Origin of the sequence: Halorientalis sp. IM1011, assembly GCF_001989615.1 — an archaeon.
In the GTDB taxonomy this organism is placed as follows: Archaea; Halobacteriota; Halobacteria; order Halobacteriales; family Haloarculaceae; genus Halorientalis.
In genome coordinates this window covers 1532195-1552846 of record NZ_CP019067.1, presented here as the reverse complement: position 1 = coordinate 1552846, position 20652 = coordinate 1532195, and the positions used below count along the sequence as shown (strand labels likewise).

Genomic DNA, 20652 nt, shown 5'->3' with positions numbered 1-20652 from the left:
AAGGATTGTTGAGATGTGTGTGCATCCGGGTCATCAGTTGTATGAACACATAAGAAGGCGGCGTCAGGGCTCACACTCTTTCAGTAACACTTTGGAGACGCTCTCTTCGATCTCGACCTCGAAGGGCAGGTCGGCGATGCTCCCCTGGATGAACCGCGTCATGAACCAGCGAACCGACTCGGAGGGGAAGACGACCTGATAGCTGTCCCCCTGGGTCTCCCGGACCGTCAGGAACCCACAGAAGGAGAGCCACTCCAGGATCTCCCCGAGCGAGTCGAACCGCTGTGCGTACTCCTGTGTGTGGTAGTCGGCGACCCTGTCGACGGTCTCCAGAAACTCCGGGTCCGGTCCGTCCTCGCCCTCGACGTTGTCCAGAAAGGCGTGGAGCAGGTCGACGTCGAGCAACACGTGTTCGCCGGTCGTCAGCATCCGGTAGTACGTCTGGAGGTCGTCGCTGTCGCTCGTCCGCGCCGACTCGAAGTTCGCCGCGTAGAAGGAGATCGCCTCGCGGATGACCTCGCTGCGGTTCTCGTCGGTCCGTTCGGTGAGATCTTCCAGCGCCGACTGTGCCTCCTCCGTGAGTGATACCGTGACACGATCGCCAGTCATGCTGGTACTCAGTGCCGAGAGCGGCATAAGCGTTGCAGACCGGCGACGGCCGTGATGTCGGCCAACGGACTGGTTCCGACGATGAGCGAACCCGAGCCAGGAATCAGTCGTCGGCGGTCGCTTCGGTGGACGCCTCGGCGGTCGGGTTCTGGGTCGCCGTCGCCACCGCTTCCTCGTGACCGGTCCAGGTCAACTCGCCGTCGTAGTGGAACGCGCGGTGGTCCTGTTCGGGGTCGACGACGGTCAGCGAGAGCCAGCCGTTGTCGAGCAGTTCGGTCACCTCATCGTGGTCGGCGAGGACCTCGGTGACGCGCTCGACCGGCGCGTGGATCACGGTCGAGAGCCGCAGGGGCTGGTGGTACGGTTCGTCGTCGGCGGCCTTCAGCGACTGGAGCGGGAGGCCGGTCAGCAGGTCACCGCCGTTGCCCTGGTAGACGCCGACGTTGCCGACGGGGTTGTGCGTGACCTTCGAGCCGCTACCGTAGACGCCGGTGTCGACGGTGGCGAAGTAGTACTGCGTGTTGATCCACTGCGTGACGACCAGCGGGCCGGTCACGATGGCTTCGAGCGCGTCGCCGTCGTCGTCGGTCCGCCAGTCGTAGGAGTGGAGGAACGACCGACCGTCCAGATCCAGATCCTCGGTGAGGTCGCGCGGGCCGACGACGAAGCCGGCGTTGCCGGCCAGCCCCCACTCGGGGCGGGTCTCGGCCCAGTCGGCGGCGCGGCGCTCGACCTCGCGGACGCCGGCGTCCTCGCCTGCGCCCATGTCCCCGGCGCGTTCGGCGGCCGCGCCGGCGCGGGCGGTCTCCAGATCGGCGCGCAACTGCGCAATGTCCTCGGTGTGACTTTCGGGGACCGCGTCGTCGAACAGTTCGGCCTCGTCGGTGGTGGTGTTGTGTTCGCCGGCGACGAAGACGGTGTCCTCGGGGATCTCGATCCCGCGCTCGCGGAGTTCGGCTCTGACGTCCTCGTCGTTGCAGATTGTCGCGAGGACGCGGGCGTTGGGGCCGCCGGGGTTGCCGGCGCAGGCCCCGCAGTCGAGGCTGGAGTCGAACGGATTGTTCGCGGTCTGGCTGGCGTGGCCGGCGAAGACGACGACGCGGGCGAACTCCTCCCAGCCCATCGTCTCGAAGGCCGCCGCGGCGTACTCGACCTTTTCGTCCAGCGTCAGCCCCTCGCGGAGTTCGGTCACGGCGTCGGGGTTGTAGTCGACCGAGGGCTCACAGACTTCGTGGTCGGCGGGGACGCGCTCGTCGGCGGCGTCGTGGGCGTCGTAGACGCGTCCGGGCAGCAGCGTCCGGGCGGCCAGTGCCAGCCCGTAGCCGGCTCCCGCGCTCTCGACGTAGCTGAACGCCGTCGCGGCGTTGGATCTGAGCGACTTCACCAGTTTGCCGCCCGCGTCGCGAACGTTCGACCAGCGATCGTAGGCCTGCTGGTCGCCCTCGGCGTCGCCGGTCGGACGGTCCGTGATGCGGTGCTCGGCGTCGACGATTGGCGGGCACGCGTCGACCGACACGTCGGTGTCGTATCCCTCGTACCGCATCGGGATGCCGAAGAAGCCGGCGTAGCCGTGGGTCTCGTAGTCGCCCGTGGCCTCGACGTGGCGGCGGATGATCTCCGAGCGCGTGTCGATGCAGAACACGAACTGGGCGGCGGGCCGGCCGTCGGCCTCTGGCTCGTCGACCGACGGGCTGGCGTCGGAGACGGCTTCGACCAGTTCCGAGCGGTAACTGGCCTCCCACGCCGAGAGCCAGACCTCTTCGAGCGGGACGGAATCGCTGGGCTTGTCGTCGGTCGCCGGCTCGGATGGCCTTATCGGCGCGTCGAACAGGTCGGCGAGCGTGAGCCGCACTGCGAGGTACTCGATCAGCGTGATCGGGTACGTCGACTGCCACTCGCCACCCTCGGCGGCGCGTTGCTTGATGTACCCGGCCCAGCCCGGGAGCGCGGTCAGGTGATGCTCGAAGATGGTCGGCCACTCGTCCCTCGGATGCTCGTCGAGGACGCGTTCGATGGCCTCGCCGGGCTCGGTTGGCCACGTATCGTCAGCGGACCCGTCCGGAATATCTCCGTCGTGGCGGGCCACGGCACGGACCGCGGCGTAGAAGCCCTGCTCGCGGTCGGGCATCGACCAGGTGGCCGTCCCCTGATCCATGAAGGCCGCGAGCCACTTCGTCAGGACGGCGTCGACGCGATCCGCGGGCGTCTCGGCCGTGTCGACATCCGGGTCCGGATCGGCGTCTTCTTCCATCCGATCGAGCAGCGCTTCGGGATCGGCGTCGTAGCCGTGGGCGTCGAGTTTCTCTGTGAGAACGTCGGGGTCGATCCGGCCGGCCTCCCACGCCCGACGGAACACGTGGGTGCTCGGGTAGCCATCGCCGCCGAGCAGGTCCTCGGCCCGCTCGACGGCCTCGTGGAACGGGCGGTCCTCGAATCCGGCGAGGGGGTTGGCCGTCACGAACGAGTGGAGCGGCCAGACGGACCCGACGCTGTCTGCGGCCTGTTCGACGCTCGCTTCGATCGCGGATTCAGTATTCATTGTACTCCTCCGTGGCGGTCAGCAGGGTGTCGGTCGCGGGCTGTGCGGCGTTGATCAGCGCCACGTACAGGCGACGGCTCCGGCGGTAGACGCCCGTCTCGATGCCGACGTAGGCGGCCAGGAATGCCGCCGATACGACGACGTGGACGACCGTCAGGTCGGCCGGTGCGGTCACGAGCGGGACGCCGGCCAGCACGGCGGTGACAGCGGTGTAGACGCCCGCGTAGACCGCGATGGCGGGCAGGAAGAACAGCGGGACGACGCCGTACCGGAGGGTCGCCGGGAGATCCGTCTGCTGGACCGCGGTCCAGGTGGCGTGCAGCGTCGTCAGCGAGATCAGCCCGGTCAGCAGGAGACCGCTGTCGAGGTGGGTCCCCTTCCCGGTGAGCAGCGCGAACAGGACACCGCCGGCGATCGCCGAGCAGACGGCCACGGCACCGCCGACGAGGGTCGTCGACCCGGTCGTCGATTTCGTCGGGCTGGTGGCTTCGACCTGACTCCCCGCGGAGAGGAACAGGTAGGCCTTGTAGAACCCGTGGAGGATCAGGTGGGTGATGGCGGCCCCGAAGAAGCCGAGGCCGGCCTGTGCGATCATGAAGCCCATCTGCCCGGTCGTCGAACAGCCGAGTTTGCGCTTCACGTCCGACTGGACGGTCTTCAGCAGCTTTCCGAGCAGTGCGCTGGTCGCGCCGACGACCGTGATCAGGAGCATGAACGCCGGGTCGACGGTGACCACGGGGGCGAAGCGAAGCAGGAGGATGCCGCCCGCGTTGACGAAGCCGGCGTGCATCAGCGCCGAGGCCGGCGTCGGCGCGGTCATCGAGGAGAGCAACCAGGTGTGGAAGGGGACCAGCGCCGACTGGACCATCGCCGCCAGCAGGAGCAGGCCGGCCGCCACGAGCAGGATCGAGTGCGGGACCGTGTCGACGGCCGCCAGAATCCCCGAGATACTCGTCGCACTCGTCGTCCAGGCGAGGGTCGCGAGAGCACCGCCCAGCAACGCGCTGCTGGCGAGGAAGTACCGGCGTGCGAGCCCGGCGGCGGCCTGTGCCTGCGGCCAGCCCTTCACCGTGCCGATCAGGTCGGCCATCACCAGCCCCATCGCCAGCCACGCGGCCCCGAACAGGGCGACGTGATCGGCGGCGGCGAGCACCATCACGGAGAGCGTGAACGCGAACAGCCGCGTGAAAAAGCGCGTGAGGTGTTCGCTGCCGGCCATGTAGCGCCGTGAGTAGCTGTGGACGATGCCGCTGAAGAAGGTCACGACGACCCACAGCAGGACGGTCAACCCGTCGACGGCGACCAGTCCGGGGACTTCCCAGTTCCCACCAGTCAGCTGTCGCGCGGCGAGCGCACCGACGCTCGCGACCAGCAGTGCCCACACCAGTCGCGTGAACACCGCCGGCGCGAGCGGCGTCGAAGTCGACGTGTTCGGGAGCTGTCCCACGGTTTCCGTCTCGGTCTGTCCGGTCATCGTTTGGTTCGTGTTCGACCAGCCCCCGCCACCGGACACACCGCGACCGTGCCCGATACCAGGTTCCGGTCGTATCTACCCAGTTCTACGAACAGATTGTGCCTTAAGTCTACCTATATTACCAAAACGTTCCAGAGAAGGGGATTATAGAACATTATGTTTCTGAATCTGACGGAGTGGTGCCGGGAAGCCGCTCCGATCCGTTCGACCCGCCCTGACCCCGAACACGACAGGTTCCGTCGGTGGCGTCGTGGGGCGATCGACAGGCGACCGGCTCGGAGGTGAGATACCGGACCGTTCGAGAAATCCTGCCACAGCGACCGGATCGTTATCGACGTCGGCGCGCGAGGTACCGCGACGGATCGGCTTACGACTCCTCGTCCGGGTCGAAGCCACCGAACGGTGTTGTCTCGTGGCTCCGGACGAGGACTTCGTCGGCGACGGTCAGCCCCATGTCCAGCAGTTCCTGTGCGATCGGCGTGATGTCGTCGTCGTCCTCACAGACGGCGGTCACGAGCAGGTTCTGCTCGCCGGTGACCAGTTCCTGGACCGAGACGACGCCGTCGATATCGAGGATCTCGGGGATGTGGTCGCCGCGTTCGGGGATCGAGGCGGTACAGAAGAGGAGCACCCGGAGTGGGTAGCCGGACTTGCCGTAGTCGACGTCGGCGCTGTAGCCCTTGATGACGCCCTCGGACTCCAGGCGCTGGATCCGCTTGCGAACCGTGCTGTCCGAGGTCCCGGTTCGCTCCGCGATTTCGCCCGAGGACCTGTTCCGTGCGTCCTCCTGGAGCGCGTGGAGGATCGCCCTGTCCACGTCATCGATATCCTCGCTGGCCATGCCACGGATTTGGCCCGTCCCCGACAAAGTAACTTCGCCACACCGCGCGAACTCGCCCGAACGCACAAGTCGCGGCGACCGGTAGGGAGGGTAGATCCGGAGCCGTCCGGTCACGACCCATGAACTCCGACCTGGACTTCGAGGAGGTGTTCGAACTCGAACGGGAGTTGCGGACCGTCGAGCGAGAGCTCAACGACCAGCGGACGGAGCTTCGGACCGAGTTGACGGCCGCGTTCCGGCGGGCCAACGCCGACACGCTCCACGACGCCGCCGAGCGGGAGTACCCCCTCAGCAGGCCGGAGAAACGCGCGGTCAGGCGGGAGACGACGGGGCCGGTCAGACTCTTCCCGGAGTGGGAGGACGCCTACCGCGAACTGGCGGCCGACCAGCGGACGGCGCGGGAGCGACTGGCCGCCTTCCACCGCGACGCCATCACCGACCTGGCCGAGAGCGAGCCCTACACCGTGACCGTCGAGAGCGGCGGAACGAGCCTGGACCAGCCCTATCTCGATGTACGGGCGCGGGACGGGGACGCCGTTGTCGCGCTGGCGGTAGACAACCCCGAGACCGAGGGCTACGCCTACCGGTCGACCGGCGAGTACACCGAACAGGACGTGGAGAACGCGCTCCGGCTAGCGGAGAGCCTGCCGGACATCGACGTCGAGCGGTTCGGCTTTTTGACCCACGACACCGCCCTGGTCGACGGCGTCGGCGTCGACACGACCGATCCCGAGCGGATCCGCGCCCACGTACGCGCCGAGATACTGGACGGGCTCGAAAGCCTCGATTACGAGTACGTCGAGACCCGAGAGAGCCCGATTCTGACCTTCCTCGAAGCGATCGACGAGCGGGGACTGAACGGCTGAGCGCCGGGGTCGAGTCGACGGACACCGGGACGGTTGCGGACGGGACCGATAGTCTTGTTACAGAGTAGCGCGGAACTATTACTCAGAATAGATGTCCGGGAACGACTGTCCGGTCTGTGACGGGGGGTTCGATTCCGCCGGGGCAGTGCGGGACCACGCCTGGGAGGCACACGGTGTCTGCCACTACTGTGGGGATCGGGTCGACGGGGACGAGAAAGCGGCGCTGTATCGCCACTGGCTGGTCGCCCATCCAGACGACCTGTCGCGCCGGGATCGCAGCCAGGCCGAGAACGAGGTCGACTCGATCACGTTCGGCGACCGACTCTCCAACGGCGGGGTCGGGGCGGCCGTCCGCGGACTCCCACGGCGGGCGTTTCTGGTCGGCGGCGGCGTCCTCGCGATCGGCGGGGTCGCGGCCGGCGGGGTCGCGCTGCGCAACGCGCTGGGTGGGACCGAGGAGATCCAGACGGAGGAGGCCGGCCCGGTCGGCACCGCACCGATCCCCGTCTCGCCCGGTGAGTACGACTACGCCGTGATGGGGAGCGCCGACGCGGCCGCGACCGTCACCTACTTCGGGAGCTGGAAGTGTCCGGCCTGTGCGCAGTTCGACGAGGGGTTCTTCCCGACGCTGGTCTCCGACTACGTCGCGCCCGGCGACCTCCGGATCGAGTTCCGGCACATCGCCACCTTCGACGGCGAGCCGTTCCTCGGCCCGGACGCGCCGAATGCGGGCCACGCCGGGCTGGCCGTCTGGAACACCGACCCGGGCGCGTACTGGCGCTTCCACGAGGTCGTCTTCCGGAACCAGCCGCCGGAGGCGAAACGCTGGGCCACCCCGCGGAAACTCGAAGCGTTCGCAGAGGCCGCCGGGGTCTCCGATCCGGGCGCGGTGCGGACGGCCGTCGAGAACGACGAGTACGCGGACGAATTGCAGGCGACGGACCGGCGGGCGACGCAGGTGGGCGTCAGCGGGACGCCGACGCTCCGGATCGGCAACAGTCTCGTCTCACCGTCGAACCAGCAGCAGACGCGAAACCGCATCGAGGACGCGATCTCGAATGCCTGACCGTCCCGGCCCGGCGACGTGGCTCATCGCCGGGACGCTGGTCGCCGCGGTCGCGACCGCCGGGAGCCTCTTTTTCAGCCTCGGGCTCGGGCTCGTCCCCTGTGACCTGTGCTGGTACCAGCGGATCCTGATGTACCCGCTGGTGGTCGTGCTGGGCGTCGCCACGGTCGAGTTACGGCCGGCGGTCTGGAAGACCGCGCTCCCCCTCTCCCTGGGCGGCCTCGCGCTGGCGAGCTATCACTCCGTGTTGCAGGTCACGTCGAGTAGCTGTGCGTTCGGCGGTGCCTGTGCCGCGATCCAGTGGCGACTGCCCGTCCTCGGGCTGACGATCCCGAACCTCTCGGTACTCGGATTCGCACTGGTGGCGATCACCGTCGTCGCCGCGTCGGGACTGGTCGGTGGCGGTGCCGGCGACTGAGCGACTACCGCCGGAATCGCTCACGCCACGTCGGGCGCGCGCTCGTCGGTGCGACCCGGCAGTTCCAGTTCGATCTCCAGTTCGGGATCGTCGACCCCCTCGAAGTCGACCTCCAGTCCGACGGGTTCGCCGAACGCGAAGGGGAGTTCCCACTCGTCGGTGCTGATCGTCAGTTCGTCGCCGTCCCGCAACTGTTCGCCGAGAGCGATCAGGAACCGCCCGGCCTCGTCGGCGTCGAGTCGGTACTCCCGCTCGAAGTCGCGACCCGTGCGGATGCGCGTGCGGTCGTCCTCGGATTCAGTTCCGTTGGCCATCGTCGATCGAATCTGTTTAGGCTGGCCTAAAAACATAAACCCTCCGTTCCGGGCGAGGGTTTTTCACTCCTGTCGACGAAGTAACTGGTATGTTCGGACGCATCCGTGCGCTCCTGGGTCTGAGCCGGGACGAAGAAACGGCCGGCGACGGACGGGTGTCGGACGGCGAGGCGACCGAAACGGAACCGTCCGACGAGGGTGACGGGTCGGTCTGGGATTTCATTCCCGGCCGCCAGTACAGCGGCCGGCACGCCGAGTCCGGCGGGATTGCCCGCGGCGAGCAGGAGCGGGCGCTGCAGGATATCGAGCGGAAAGCGGAGATCATCGAGAACGAGGGCGATCACGCGGACCCGGCGGTCGACCGGGAGCGGCGGTAGCGACACCCCGGGTCGACGGCGAACTCGACCCAGCGAGGAACTTACGGCGCTGGGACCCCTACCGCGGGTGATGACCGATACCGAACGAGCGACGCTGGCGGGCGGGTGTTTCTGGTGTATCGAGGCGGCGTTCAAGCAACTCGACGGCGTCGAGTCGGCCGTCTCCGGCTACGCGGGCGGGCACGTCGACGACCCCACCTACGAGGCGGTCTGTCGGGGCGAGACCGGCCACGCCGAGGCGGTGCAGGTGACCTACGACCCCGAGGAACTGGCCTACGAGGACCTACTCGAAGTCTTCTTCAGCGTCCACAACCCGACGACGAAGGACCGCGAGGGACCGGACGTGGGGAGCCAGTACCGTTCGGCCGTCTACTACCACGACGAGGGCCAGCGCGAGACCGTCGAGCGGTTCGTCGAGGAACTCGACGCCGAGGGGGTCTACGACGACCCCATCGTGACCGAGATCGAACCGCTGGAGCGGTTCTGGGAAGCCGAGGAGTATCACCAGGACTACTTCGAGAAGAACCCGAACAAGCCCTACTGCGCGGCCAACGTCCGGCCGAAGGTCCAGAAGGTCCGCGAGAAGTTCGCGGGGCAGACCGCCGACTAGTTCCGGCCGTCCTGGCTACTCACGCCGGGCGAGCGCCGCGGTGACGAGTGCGAGCGCCGCGAGCGCGGCGGCGGGAGCGAATCCGTCGCCGCTGGCGTCGGTGATCCGAACGCGCGTCTGTGGCCCCGTCCCGCTCGCGGCCGGTGACGAGGACGCGGTCGTCGGCGTCTCGGCCGACGTGGGCGGTGCGGTCGTCACCGTGTCGGTCGCCGGAGCCGGCGTCGACGCGTCGAGGTCGACGACCGTCGAGACGGGGTCGCCGTCTCGGCGGAAGGGGCGGTCGGGCCCGCTACGTTCGAGGATGCGGTCCCCGTCGGCATCGACGTAGGCGGTCACGGTCACCGAATCGGTCGTGAGTTCCCGCCGATACTGGACGGTGAGCGACTCGTACTCACCGGCCTCGACGTACCGGTTGGCGACGAGCGGGCCGTCCTCGCCGTCCCTGACCACGAGGAAGCCGTCCGCGGAGAACGAGACGTTCCGGAGTCGGAGGCGGTTTCGCGGGGCGTCGGACTGACTCGTCGCGAACGAGGCGGCAAGCTCGCCGATCCGGCCGGTCGTCTGACCGAGTCGGCCGCCGTCGAACCGGGCCGTGACCGTGAGCGACTCACCTCCCGAAACGTCGGCCAGATCGAGCGAGAGGTTGGCGAACGACTGCCGCCGGCCGGTGGTGATGACGCCGCGCTCGGTCGCGACGGATCCGCTCTCGGTCTCGACCGAGATGGACACCGCCGTCCCCGGAGCCAGCGGCGTCTGCCCGACGATCCGCTGATCCGGGAGCGGGTACACCACCACGCCGTCGGACTGGGGCGTCGAGAACACGATCGACGGCGAGAAGACGCCCAGCGAGGTCTTCTCGGTGGTTCCTTCGAAGGAAAAGCTCAGTCGGAACACTCTCGTGGGGGAGATCGTCGACCGGACGCCGTCGTCGGCGCGGCCGTTGCGGTTTCGGTCGGGCGTCGTCTGCAGTTCGCCGGTGTCGTAGATCAACTCGACGGTGTTCTCGCCGGTGCGCCGGACGACGAGGTCCTCGCCCGTCAGGTCGAGGGCGCGTGGCGGGCCACCGCCGGAGGAGATCTCGACGCCGGTCAGAGACGCGTCGGGACCGGACAGCAGTTCCCGGACGCGAGTGGTCGTAGTGTTCCCGGGCTGGGCGTCGACCGCCGCGCCCAGTCCGGGGGCAGACAGGCGTACGACGAGCGCGTCGGCGACGGTCACGCGCTGTCGAGGCGTGAGCGGTTCGGTCCTCGACCCCGTCCGGAGCGCGTCGAGCGCGTCACCCGGGGCGATGAACGTGGTCACGTTTGCGTCGCCTGCCTGTGCGGCGTCGGCGGTGGGCGACGCGTTCGCGACGCCAACGCTCGCGGCGAGCGCGAGCAGGACCAGCAGCGTCGACACGAGCGTCCGACGAAGCGACATCTACCGGGTCAGTTCCACGAGCGGGCATATCAGCTTGGTGGACGGCTCACTGGCCGGATCGGGCCGAGTTTGTGCAACGGTATCGGCCGTACCAGTCAGAGGTTCTCACGCTGGTAGGAGCCGTCGTAGGTCCCCTCGTGATCGGCCGCTGCGAGCGTCAACTGGGCGATGCGAGCGCCCTGCTGGAGTTCGATCTCGTGGTGGACTTCCAGCAGGCCCTCGCCGCGGCCCTCGTAGCCGGCGTCCCAGACCGCCGTGTCGAGCATACAGGAGTTGCGAAGCAGCGAGGAGCGGGGGTAGAGGAAGCCGACGTGTTCCTCGGGGATCCGGATCCGCTCGGCGTAGCGGACGATGTAGCCGCCCGGTTCGAGGTGGTAGACCTCGTCGTCGTCGGGCTCCAGTTCCCGGCGGTCGCCGACGGTCTTGCCGCCGCGTTCGATCCGGCCCGGACTCTCCTGCTCGAAGACGGCTCCGAGCGTGAGGTCGACGCCGTTTGGCTGGATCTGGGAGTCGCGCAAGTCGTCGAGGTGATCGGCGAGGAACGCGCCGCTTCTGAACATGGGCGAGTGGGCGGCGAGCGCGCGCAAAACGCTGACGGTCCGCGACGACGGCCCGCTACACCGCTCACGAAAGTGATCGGGGACAGCCCCGCAAACACGTGATCGTGTGTGGCACTGGATGGCATCCAAGGGGTACTAGGGATGCGGTAAACCTGAAATCGGGAACTCGCATGATTTATGTCTACGGACAGTCGACGGACAGACGTTATGGGACAGACGCTTACGGAAAAAATTCTCGACGATCACCTCGTCGAAGGCGAACTGGAGACAGGCGAGGAGATCGGTATCGAGATCGATCAGGTCCTGACACAGGACACGACTGGCACGCTGGTGTGGCTGCAGTTCGAGGCGCTCGGCCTCGACGAAGTCCAGACGGAACTGGCCGCGCAGTACTGTGACCACCAGACCTACCAGTTCGACTTCAAGAACACGGACGACCACCGCTTCCTGCGTTCGGCCGCAGGCACGTTCGGCGCGTACTTCTCGCGTCCGGGCAACGGTATCTGTCACAACGTCCACAAGGAGAACTTCGCCGCGCCCGGCAAGACGCTCCTGGGCAGTGACTCGCACACGCCGACCCCCGGCGGCCTCGGTCAGCTGGCCATCGGTTCCGGTGGGCTCGACGTGGCCGTCGCGATGGGCGGCGGCGCGTACTACATCGACATGCCCGAGGTCGTCAACGTCCGACTCGAAGGCGAACTGCCCGAGTGGGCGACCGCCAAGGACGTCATCCTCGAGATGCTGCGCCGCCTCAGCGTGAAGGGCGGGGTCAACAAGATCTTCGAGTACACCGGACCCGGTGTCGAGAGCCTCAGCGTCCCCGAGCGGACGACCATCACCAACATGGGGACGGAACTGGGCGCGACCTCCTCGATCTTCCCGACCGACGAGAAGACCGAGGATTACCTCGCGCGCCAGGGCCGCGAAGACGAGTACGTCGAGCTCCAGCCCGACGAGGACGCCGAGTACGACGACCAGCTCACCATCGACCTCTCGGATCTCGAACCGCTCATCGCCGAGCCGTCGATGCCGGACAACGTCGTCCCGGTCAGCGAGGTCGAGGGCGTCGACGTCGACCAGGTCATGATCGGTTCCTGTACGAACGGTGGCTACGAGGACATCCTCCCGGCCGCGAAGATGCTGGAAGGCCGTTCGATCCAGCCGGACACCGAGATGATCGTCGCCCCCGGTTCCAAGAAGGCAAGCGAGATGCTCGCCCGTGAGGGCTGGACCGCCGAGATGATGGCGGCCGGCGTCAACTACTCCGAGGCGACGTGTGGTGCCTGTATCGGCATCGGCCACGTCCCCGGTAGTGACTCCGTCTCGCTGCGGACCTTCAACCGCAACTTCGAGGGCCGCTCGGGCATCGAGGACGACAACGTCTACCTCTGCTCGCCGGAAGTCGCCACCGCGGCGGCCATCAAGGGCGAGATCGTCGATCCGCGCAACCTCGCCGACGAACTCGGCGACATGGAAGCGCCCGGCTTCGAGCTCCCCGACCAGTACGAGGGTGCCGAGAACGACATCATCACGCCCGACGACCCCGTCGACGACGACCTCGTCAAGGGGCCGAACATCGGCGACGTCCCGCTGAAGGACGAACTCGACGCCGAGCTCGAAGGGGAAGCCCTCCTGAAGATGGAGGACAACATCACGACCGACCACATCATCCCTGCCACGCAGGACATCCTGATGTACCGGTCGAACATCCCCAAGCTGAGCGAGTTCACGCTCTCGCGTGTCGACGACACGTTCGCCCAGCGCGCACTCGACAGCGACGGCGGCTTCCTCGTCGCCGGCGAGAACTACGGCCAGGGCTCCTCGCGTGAACACGCGGCCCTCTGTCCGATGTACCTCGGCATCGAGGGCGTCCTCGCCCAGAGCTTCGCCCGCATCCACAAGGCGAACCTCTTCAACTTCGGTCTCCTGCCGCTGGAGATCGACGAGGCCGACTACGCGAACATCGAGCAGGGCGACGACATCGAGATCGTCGACGACGTCGCCGAGGCCGTCCGCTCGGGCCAGGAAGAGTTCACCGTCCGCGTCAACGACGACTGGGAACTCACCGCCACGCTGGACGCCTCCGAACGTGAACGCGAGATCCTCGCCGACGGCGGGAAGCTCTCGCACACGAAGAAGCAGGCCGACAGCGGTAGTGGTGCGACGCCGGCGGACGACTAAAGCGAGGTCGACCTTCGGGAGACCTCGATAGGCCGAGCGGCGTACCGGCGCCCCTCGACGAATCACACACGTTTTTTCGCGGTCGCAGACCTCGATAGCCACGGCGTTCCACTCGGGAATCGAGCGTGCCCAAGACCTGTCGCAACTGAACATTTATATTTCAGCCAGTCAGAAATTAACGTTATGACGGGCGCTGGGGATCAGGGATGGCTGGAGGCCGAGCGGGAGTACACCGACGAAGTGATCGGGGAGGACACGCTCCCCGAACTGTTCGAGGCGAGCGTCGAACGCCACGGCGACGGCGAGGCACAGCTGTACAAGGGGGGAATCTATCCGCGGTCGCTGACGCCGGAAGTCGTCGACGCGCCCGAACCGGGGGAGTACGCGTCGATCACCTACGAGAAGATGGGGGAGATCGTCCGCCGGCTGGCCGCCGGGTTCCGCGAGATGGGCGTCTCGTCGGGGGATCGCGTCGGGATCATGTCCGACTCGCGCATGGAGTGGGCGCTGTCGGACTTCGGGCTCCTGTCCGCCGGGGGTGTGGTCACGACGATCTACACGGAGTCCTCGCCCAAACAGATCAAGTACCTGCTCAACGATCCCGAGGCGACCGGTGTCGTCGTCGAGAACGAGTATCTGCTCGACCGCCTCGTCAGGGTGCAGGACGATCTCAGCCTGGAGTTCGTCGTCGTCATCGACGAACTCGACAAGTACGACCACGTCGACCAGATCCACACGCTGAAAGACGTCTACGACCGGGGGACCGTCGAGTACGACGAGGCGGCCTACGAGGCGTGGCTCGACGAACTGGACCCCTACGATCTGGCGAGTCTCGTCTACACCTCCGGGACGACGGGCAAGCCGAAGGGGGTGAAGCTGACCCACCACAACGTCCGGTCGAACGTCAACCAGCTCTGGAAGCGCGTCGGGCCGCGACCCGACAAGGACGACGACCTCCCGGTGCTGGATTCGGACAAGCGGGCCATCTCGATTCTCCCGCTGGCCCACGTCTTCGAGCGGACGGTCGGGCACTTCCTGATGTTCGCCGCTGGCGCGACCGTGGGCTACGCCCAGAGCACGGACACGGTCGACGAGGACATCACGAAGATCGAGCCCCACGGCGGCGCGAGCGTCCCGCGGGTGTACGAGCGCATCTTCGCCCAGGCCCGCGAGCAGGCCAGCGGCTCGGATTTCAAGGAGCGCGTCTTCGAGTGGGCCATCGACGTGGCCCGCCAGTACAGCCGCGCCGACGACCCCGGATTCGGTCTCCGGGCCAAGCGGGGGATCGCCGAGCGGCTGGTCTACAGCAAAGTCAAGGAGGAACTCGGCGGGAACGTGATCCTGATGGTCAGCGGTGGCGGGAGCCTGAGTGATCGGCTGGCCGAGCTGTTCGACGGCATGGGTATCCCCATCTTCGAGGGGTACGGCCTGACCGAGGCCGCGCCGGTCGTGACGGCGAACCCGCCCGAGGACCACCGGACGGGGACGCTCGGCCCGCCGCTGCCCGGCGTCGACATCCGGATCGACCCGTCGAAAGTGTCCGACGAGCAGTTCGCTGACGCCGAGGGGTTCGTCGGCGAACTCCTCGTGAAGGGGCCGAACGTCACGGAGGGCTACTGGGAGATGCCCGAGGAGACCGATGACGCGTTCACCAACGACGGCTGGTTCAAGACCGGCGACATCGTCGAGCGGACCGACGACGACTACCTGATCTACCACGACCGGCTGAAGAACCTGCTGGTGCTTGACACGGGGAAAAACGTCGCCCCGGAACCCATCGAAGACGAGTTCTCGACCTCTTCGCGGGTCGAGCAGATCATGGTCATGGGCGACGACGAGAAGTTCGTCTCCGCCCTGATCGTCCCGAACTTCGACGCCATCCGGCGGTGGGCGTCGAATCGCAACATCGACCTCCCGACCGGGCGAAACGCCATCTGCGAGGACGACAGGGTCCGCGAGTGGGTCGTCGAGGACGTGAACCTCGTCAACCGCAACCTCGAGAAACACGAGACCATCAAGGAGATCGAACTCGTTCCCGAGGAGTGGACGCCGGAAAACGACATGCTCACCCCCTCGCTGAAGAAGAAACGCCGGAATATCCTCGACGAACACGCCGGGAAAGTCGAGCGGATCTACGGGGACAGAGAGAAAGCGACTGCGGACTAGTTCGTCCTCTCTCCGTAGTCGGTCGGGTAAAAAACGAGAACGCTGGAATCTGAGACCGTCTAGGGCAGCTCGAACTCGATCGCCGCGCCCTGTCCGAAGCCGACACACTCGGTCGCGAGGCCGAGTTCGGCGTCGCGCTTGTTCATCTCGTGGATGAGCGTGACGGGCAGGCGGGCACCGGAGGCACCGAGCGGGTGGCCGATGGCGATTGCGCCGCCGTTGACGTTGTAGATGTCGTCGTCGAAGCCGAGTTCCTGCTGGCAGTAGTAACACTGGGAGGCGAAGGCCTCGTTGAGTTCGACCAGATCGTAGTCCTCGGGGTCGCGGCCGGTGCGCTCACAGAGGCCCCGGACGGCGGGGATCGGGCCGATGCCCATCACGGTGGGGTCGACGCCGGCGACGTTGTTGCCGCCGATCTCGGCGAGGATCTCCAGGCCCTGCTCCTCGGCGAACTCCTTGCTGGTGATCATCGTGGCGGACGCGCCGTCCGAGATCTGGCTGGAGTTGCCGGGGGTGACGGTCCCGTCGGCCTTGAAGACGGTCGGGAGGCCTTCGAGTTTCTCGGCGGTCGTGCCCGGGCGGATTCCCTCGTCTTTCTCGACGGTGATCTCGTTGCCCTCGTCGTCGGTCCCCTCGATCGGGACGATCTCGTCGTCGAAGCGGCCGCTCTCGGTGGCCTCGACGGCGCGCTGCTGGGAGCGAGCGGCGTACTCGTCCTGTTCCTGCCGGGAGATGTCGTACTCCTCGGCGACCTTCTCCGCGGTCATCCCCATCTGGAGGTTCATGACGTTGTAGTCGTCGTTGAGTGCGGGATGGACGTTAGCGGTGTTCTCGCCCATCTCGACGCGGGACATGCTCTCGACACCGCCGGCGATGAGCACGTCGCGCTGGCCGGCGCGGATGGCGTCGGCCGCGGAGATGATCGCCTGGGCCGAGGAGGCACACCAGCGGTTGACGGTCGTCGCGGGGACGCTCTCGCCCAGATCCGACAGGAGCGCGATGACGCGAGCCATGTTGTTGCCCTGCTCGCCGCGCTGCTGGGCACAGCCCCAGATGAGGTCGTCGACGTCCTCGCCCGTGAGGCCCGTCTCGTCGAGCATCTTGTTGATCAGCGGGATCGAGAGGTCCTCGCTACGGACCTCCGAGAAGACACCGTCCTCCTTCCCCTGCGGTGTACGGTACGCTTTGACGACGACTGGTGTATTGTCAGCCATGTGTAGCCCATCAGGGTCGTTCGTGTTAAATCCCGTCGAACTGCACGCACCGGCACTACCAGTTGTCGACGGGAAAACGGGTCTCCCGTTCCGTTGTTAACGACCTCACATAGGTGGCTTACAGTTGAAATGTGAGGGGGGACGCCGATGAACAGATGACACAGTAGCGGGGACAGTTTCGGGCGGTGGCGGCTGTGGAACGGGGCGAGAGCGGGTTCGCGGGCGGATTCCGGGGGGCTTATGACCGTCGCGGTCCAATCTGGGTGGGAATGAGTGATCCGGAGCTGGACGTCGTCGAGTTCCTGTTGACAGCGACAGCGTACAACGACGACCGCGATTTGGAGCCGGACGATCTTCCGCCGGCTTACAGAAGCGTGTTCTGGACCGACGGCCGCATCGAGCGCCCGCTCTCTGTGACTGCGACGACGGCAACCGACGCGACCGGCGTCGAGCGGCCGTGGGACGCCGTCTCTGGCCTGATGTTCACGGATAAGGACGACTTCTCGGGCGACATCGAGTTCACCGACCACGGGATGGCCGAGGAGTGGTTCCTCGACCGCGCGGACGACGACCGGATCCGCGAGAACCCGACGCTCGCCGCGACCTACAGCGACGAGTTCGACGTGGACTACGAGCAGGCCCGCGAACTGAACCGGCCAGCCCGCGCCGACCGCGCCTGGATCGACAGCCTGCTCGACGAGTACTTCGACGACGAGGAAGAAGAGGAGATGCTCGACCTCGTCGACATCCGCGCGCCAGAGGAGGTCGAGATGACGATGGACGATCTGGTGCTCACCGAGGACCAGGAAGGCGAGATCCACAAGCTCGTCAAGGCCATCGAACACCGCGACTACCTCGCCCAGATCGGCCTGCGCGAGATCGGCAAACTCCTGTTCGTCGGCCCGCCGGGCACCGGGAAGACCTCCGTGGCCCGGGCGCTGGCCCGCGAACTCGACCTCCCCTTCGTCGAGGTGAAGCTGTCGATGATCACCAGCCAGTACCTCGGGGAGACGGCCAAGAACGTCGAGAAGTCCTTCGAGGTGGCCCGTCGGCTCTCGCCGTGTATCTTCTTCATGGACGAGTTCGACTTCGTGGCCAAGACCCGCTCCTCGGACGAACACGCCGCGATCAAACGCGCCGTCAACACCCTCCTGAAGAGCATCGACGACATCAGCCTCATCGACGACGACGTCCTGCTCATCGGCGCGACCAACCACCCCGACCAGCTCGACGCCGCGGCCTGGCGACGTTTCGACGAGATCGTCAACTTCCCCAAGCCCGACCGCACCATGCGCTCGGACATCCTCCGGGTCGTCACCCGCGAGATGGAGATCGCCGACTTCGACCCCGAGACGCTGGCTGAGATGACCGAGGGCCTCACCGGCAGCGACCTCCGACTCGTCCTCCGCGAGGCGGTGTTGAGCGCCCTCACCGAGGAACGGACCACCCTGACCCAGCAGGACCTCGAAGACGCCGTCGCGGACTTCGAGGAGCGGGACAACCTGAAGAATCTCGACATGATCGACGGCGACGCCGACGCCCTGGTGGCCGGCGGCGACATCTCCAACGGCGAGGAGGAAGAGGCCGCCGCCGACGGGCACGGCCACGATCACGACCACGCCGACGACTAGCCGATTTTCCGGGATTCGGGGCCGAAAAACGACTCTCAGTCGCAGTCCCTCACCGACGACCCGCGGTCAGCGCTTCCTGTTCTTCTTGGATCCGGCCGTCGCGAGCGTGTCGGTCTCCGTTGCGGTGTTGCCGGCGGCGTCGGTGACACGCACCGTCACGGAGTAGTCCGCGCCGCTCCCGTGTTTGATCCGCTCGCCGAGCGATCCGGCCGCCGAGGACCCCGACACCGACCGCGTGTCGGCGACGACCCGTCCGCTCCCGTCCCGTACCGTGATCCGAACCGTCGCCAGATCGCTGTCGGGGTCGGTGACGCGCCAGTCGACGGCCAGGTCGACGTGCGGGTTGGGCCCGCTCGTGTCCCGGATCGAGAGGCGTTCGACCGCCGGGGGCCGGCTCGCGGTGTCGGTCGTGAACGACCCGCGGTCGCCGAGAGCGCGGTCACCGTCGGCGTCGAGGACCACGCGGAACTCGTAGGCTGTGTCCGCATCGAGCCCGGTCAGGGTGGCCGTGACCGCCCCGGTCTCGGTGACCGACTGGCCGTCGGTTTCGGTCCAGTCGGTCGCGTCCGCCCGGCGGTACTGGAATCGGACGATTCCCTCGGACGCGCCGCCGAGGTCGGTCACGGTCGCCGAGACCGTGGCCGCAGACGCGTTCACGTCCGTCGCGGTCCCGGTCTCGACGGCGGGGAAGGCCTCGGTATGGAACGTCCTGACCTCACCGGTCGCTCGGTCTTCGTCGCTGGCGGTCGCGACGGCCCGGAACTCGTAGGTCGTGTCCGCGCGAAGCCCGACGACTGACGCCGCGAACGAGCCGTCGGAGGCGAGGCGGGCCCCGGCGGTCGACCAGTCGGTCGCCCCCTCCGGCCGATACTCGACGGCGGGTTTCACCCCGTCGGCACCGCCGAAGTCGGTGACCGCGCCGGACAGCGTCGCGGTCGTCTCGTTGACGCCAGTCGCCTCGCCCGTGGTCACGGCGAGTGGCGCCTCCTCGGTCGTGAACGAGCGGCGCTGTCCCTCGGCCTGGTCGCCGTCCGAGGTCGCGACGAACGCCGAGTACTCGTAGGTCTGGTTCGCGGTGAGGCCGGTGACTCGCTCGCTGAACTGTCCGGGTTCGGTGACGTGGCGCTGGGGCGTCAGTTCGACGCCGTCCGGGCCGTCGACGGTGAACCGGACGGTCGCGTTCTCGGCACCGCCCAGATCGGTGATGTTGCCCCGGAGCGTCGCGGCGCTCTCTGTCACGTTGCTCGCCGAAAGCGTCGTCACGGCGGGACGGCTATCGGTCGTGAACGAGACCGTGGCCGCAGTGTCCACGTCACCGTCGCTCGCCCGCCCGACCGCGCGGAACTCGTAGGTCGTGTCCGGTTCGAGGCCGTCGACCGACCCGCTGAAACTCGCGTCAGAGGCGAGCGTCGCGTCTACGTCGGTCCAGCCGATTAGGCCGGTCCCCGGTTCCCGGTACTCGAAGGAGACGTTCGCGTTCGCGGCGTCGCCGAACTCGGCGACGACGCCCCCGAGGGTGGCCGAGGTGGCCGTCACGTTCGTTGCCGGGCGCGTGTCGAGGTCGAACGCGGGGTCGGTGGTGACCGTGCGATATGAACCGCTCGCCCACTCGCCGTTTCCGTCCGAGGCCTGGGCCGTGTACTCGTAGGTGGTGTTCGGTTCGAGCCAGACGGTCTCCGAGAAGTTACCCGGCGACGAGACCGTCTGATCCTCGGTGAAGCCGTAGTCGAGGCCGTCGAGCGCCGACCAGTAGAAACTGACGTTGGCGGTGTCGGTCCCGCCGAGGTCGAGCAGTTCACCGCGCAGGGTGACCTCGTGCTCGCCGACGTTCGCCGCGGGCCGGGTCTCGACGACCGGCGGGTTCCCCTGGGTCGTGAAGTTCCGGGTCGTGCCCGTATCTCGCCCGTCGACCGTGGTCGCGACGGCCCGGTACCGGTAGGTCGTGTCGTTCGCGAGGCCGGGCAGCTCGAACTGTACCGCGCCAGTCCGGTTGACCGTCCGGTTCGCCGTCCGCGACCACTGGGTCGTTCCGGCCGGGCGGTACTCGATTCGAACCGACGCCTCGTCGGCACCGCCGAGGCCCGTCAGGTTCGCCTCGACGAGGTAGTGGGTGTCCCCGAGCGCGTCCGCCCAGGCCGTCTGGACTGTGGGCCCGTCCGACGCGTTCGTACTCTCCACTGTACTCCCAGCGGCGACGCCGGTCGCGAGCGCGCCGACCGTCGCCAGGATCACGACGACGGCGACGATCCGACTCGCGGACCGCCACCGCTCGTTCCGTTCGGTAACCATCAGCCACACCGACACGAGGTCGTATTAAATATCTGTCTCTTTCTGCGTGGAACGATCGGCGCTGGCCGTCGGATCCGC

At 67.3% G+C, this 20652-nt stretch carries 17 protein-coding genes; 8 read left to right on the top strand and 9 right to left on the bottom strand.

The genetic code is table 11. The features are described from left to right. Nucleotides 1-63: 63 nt before the first annotated feature. The 4 genes from BV210_RS07820 to BV210_RS07805 all read right to left on the bottom strand — a co-directional run bounded on the left by BV210_RS07820 (nucleotide 64) and on the right by BV210_RS07805 (nucleotide 5463). The gene (locus BV210_RS07820) at nucleotides 64-609 is read right to left on the bottom strand and encodes a ribbon-helix-helix protein, CopG family (RefSeq protein ID WP_077206087.1); all 546 of its coding nucleotides are present in this window, start codon (nucleotides 607-609) and stop codon (nucleotides 64-66) included. 103 nt (nucleotides 610-712) lie between these two features. Continuing rightward, entirely contained in the window at nucleotides 713-3148 is a 2436-nt protein-coding gene (locus BV210_RS07815; RefSeq protein WP_077206086.1) for a DUF2309 domain-containing protein, read from the bottom strand. Continuing rightward, complete coding sequence (locus BV210_RS07810) at nucleotides 3138-4622, bottom strand: proton-conducting transporter membrane subunit (RefSeq protein WP_077208009.1); 1485 nt, start codon at nucleotides 4620-4622, stop codon at nucleotides 3138-3140. Before BV210_RS07810 ends, BV210_RS07815 begins: the two co-directional genes overlap by 11 nt. Nucleotides 4623-4989: 367 nt before the next feature. Beyond that, nucleotides 4990-5463 carry an Lrp/AsnC family transcriptional regulator gene (locus tag BV210_RS07805; RefSeq protein ID WP_077206085.1) on the bottom strand — a complete coding sequence of 158 codons (474 nt, stop codon included), beginning with the start codon at nucleotides 5461-5463 and terminating at the stop codon, nucleotides 4990-4992. Nucleotides 5464-5582: 119 nt separating this feature from the next. Here BV210_RS07805 and BV210_RS07800 point away from each other — a divergent pair, with 119 nt between their 5' ends. The 3 genes from BV210_RS07800 (at nucleotide 5583) to BV210_RS07790 (ending at nucleotide 7813) form a co-directional block, all read left to right on the top strand. Continuing rightward, nucleotides 5583-6329 (top strand): hypothetical protein, encoded by a 747-nt coding sequence (locus tag BV210_RS07800; RefSeq protein ID WP_077206084.1) that lies wholly within the window; start codon nucleotides 5583-5585, stop codon nucleotides 6327-6329. Between the two features lie 91 nt (nucleotides 6330-6420). Then, nucleotides 6421-7395 carry a DsbA family protein gene (locus tag BV210_RS07795; protein WP_077206083.1) on the top strand — a complete coding sequence of 325 codons (975 nt, stop codon included), beginning with the start codon at nucleotides 6421-6423 and terminating at the stop codon, nucleotides 7393-7395. Then, nucleotides 7388-7813 (top strand): disulfide bond formation protein B, encoded by a 426-nt coding sequence (locus BV210_RS07790; RefSeq protein ID WP_077206082.1) that lies wholly within the window; start codon nucleotides 7388-7390, stop codon nucleotides 7811-7813. Before BV210_RS07795 ends, BV210_RS07790 begins: the two co-directional genes overlap by 8 nt. A 20-nt stretch (nucleotides 7814-7833) precedes the next feature. Here BV210_RS07790 and BV210_RS07785 read toward each other — a convergent pair whose 3' ends face one another. Continuing rightward, a complete protein-coding gene (locus BV210_RS07785; protein WP_077206081.1) occupies nucleotides 7834-8127 on the bottom strand; it encodes an amphi-Trp domain-containing protein in 294 nt (97 codons plus the stop codon). 89 nt (nucleotides 8128-8216) lie between these two features. On the opposite strand from BV210_RS07785, the gene BV210_RS07780 reads away from it, so the two are divergent. Then, the gene (locus BV210_RS07780) at nucleotides 8217-8504 is read left to right on the top strand and encodes a hypothetical protein (protein ID WP_077206080.1); all 288 of its coding nucleotides are present in this window, start codon (nucleotides 8217-8219) and stop codon (nucleotides 8502-8504) included. Between the two features lie 70 nt (nucleotides 8505-8574). After that, nucleotides 8575-9114, top strand: a complete 540-nt coding sequence (gene msrA, locus BV210_RS07775) for a peptide-methionine (S)-S-oxide reductase MsrA (protein ID WP_077206079.1) — start codon at nucleotides 8575-8577, stop codon at nucleotides 9112-9114. Between the two features lie 15 nt (nucleotides 9115-9129). On the opposite strand, the gene BV210_RS07770 is transcribed toward msrA, so the two are convergent. Continuing rightward, entirely contained in the window at nucleotides 9130-10533 is a 1404-nt protein-coding gene (locus tag BV210_RS07770; protein ID WP_077206078.1) for a hypothetical protein, read from the bottom strand. A 95-nt stretch (nucleotides 10534-10628) separates the two neighbouring features. Further along, complete coding sequence (locus BV210_RS07765; protein WP_077206077.1) at nucleotides 10629-11093, bottom strand: deoxyuridine 5'-triphosphate nucleotidohydrolase; 465 nt, start codon at nucleotides 11091-11093, stop codon at nucleotides 10629-10631. Between the two features lie 207 nt (nucleotides 11094-11300). On the opposite strand from BV210_RS07765, the gene BV210_RS07760 reads away from it, so the two are divergent. Continuing rightward, nucleotides 11301-13274 carry an aconitate hydratase gene (locus tag BV210_RS07760; protein ID WP_077206076.1) on the top strand — a complete coding sequence of 658 codons (1974 nt, stop codon included), beginning with the start codon at nucleotides 11301-11303 and terminating at the stop codon, nucleotides 13272-13274. A gap of 183 nt (nucleotides 13275-13457) precedes the next feature. After that, a complete protein-coding gene (locus BV210_RS07755; protein ID WP_077206075.1) occupies nucleotides 13458-15440 on the top strand; it encodes a long-chain fatty acid--CoA ligase in 1983 nt (660 codons plus the stop codon). A gap of 59 nt (nucleotides 15441-15499) precedes the next feature. Here BV210_RS07755 and BV210_RS07750 read toward each other — a convergent pair whose 3' ends face one another. Continuing rightward, nucleotides 15500-16654, bottom strand: a complete 1155-nt coding sequence (locus BV210_RS07750; protein WP_077206074.1) for a thiolase family protein — start codon at nucleotides 16652-16654, stop codon at nucleotides 15500-15502. A 269-nt stretch (nucleotides 16655-16923) separates the two neighbouring features. On the opposite strand from BV210_RS07750, the gene BV210_RS07745 reads away from it, so the two are divergent. Further along, nucleotides 16924-18285 (top strand): ATP-binding protein, encoded by a 1362-nt coding sequence (locus tag BV210_RS07745; protein ID WP_077206073.1) that lies wholly within the window; start codon nucleotides 16924-16926, stop codon nucleotides 18283-18285. Between the two features lie 66 nt (nucleotides 18286-18351). On the opposite strand, the gene BV210_RS07740 is transcribed toward BV210_RS07745, so the two are convergent. After that, a complete protein-coding gene (locus BV210_RS07740) occupies nucleotides 18352-20574 on the bottom strand; it encodes a fibronectin type III domain-containing protein (protein WP_077206072.1) in 2223 nt (740 codons plus the stop codon). Between the last annotated feature and the right edge of the window lie 78 nt (nucleotides 20575-20652).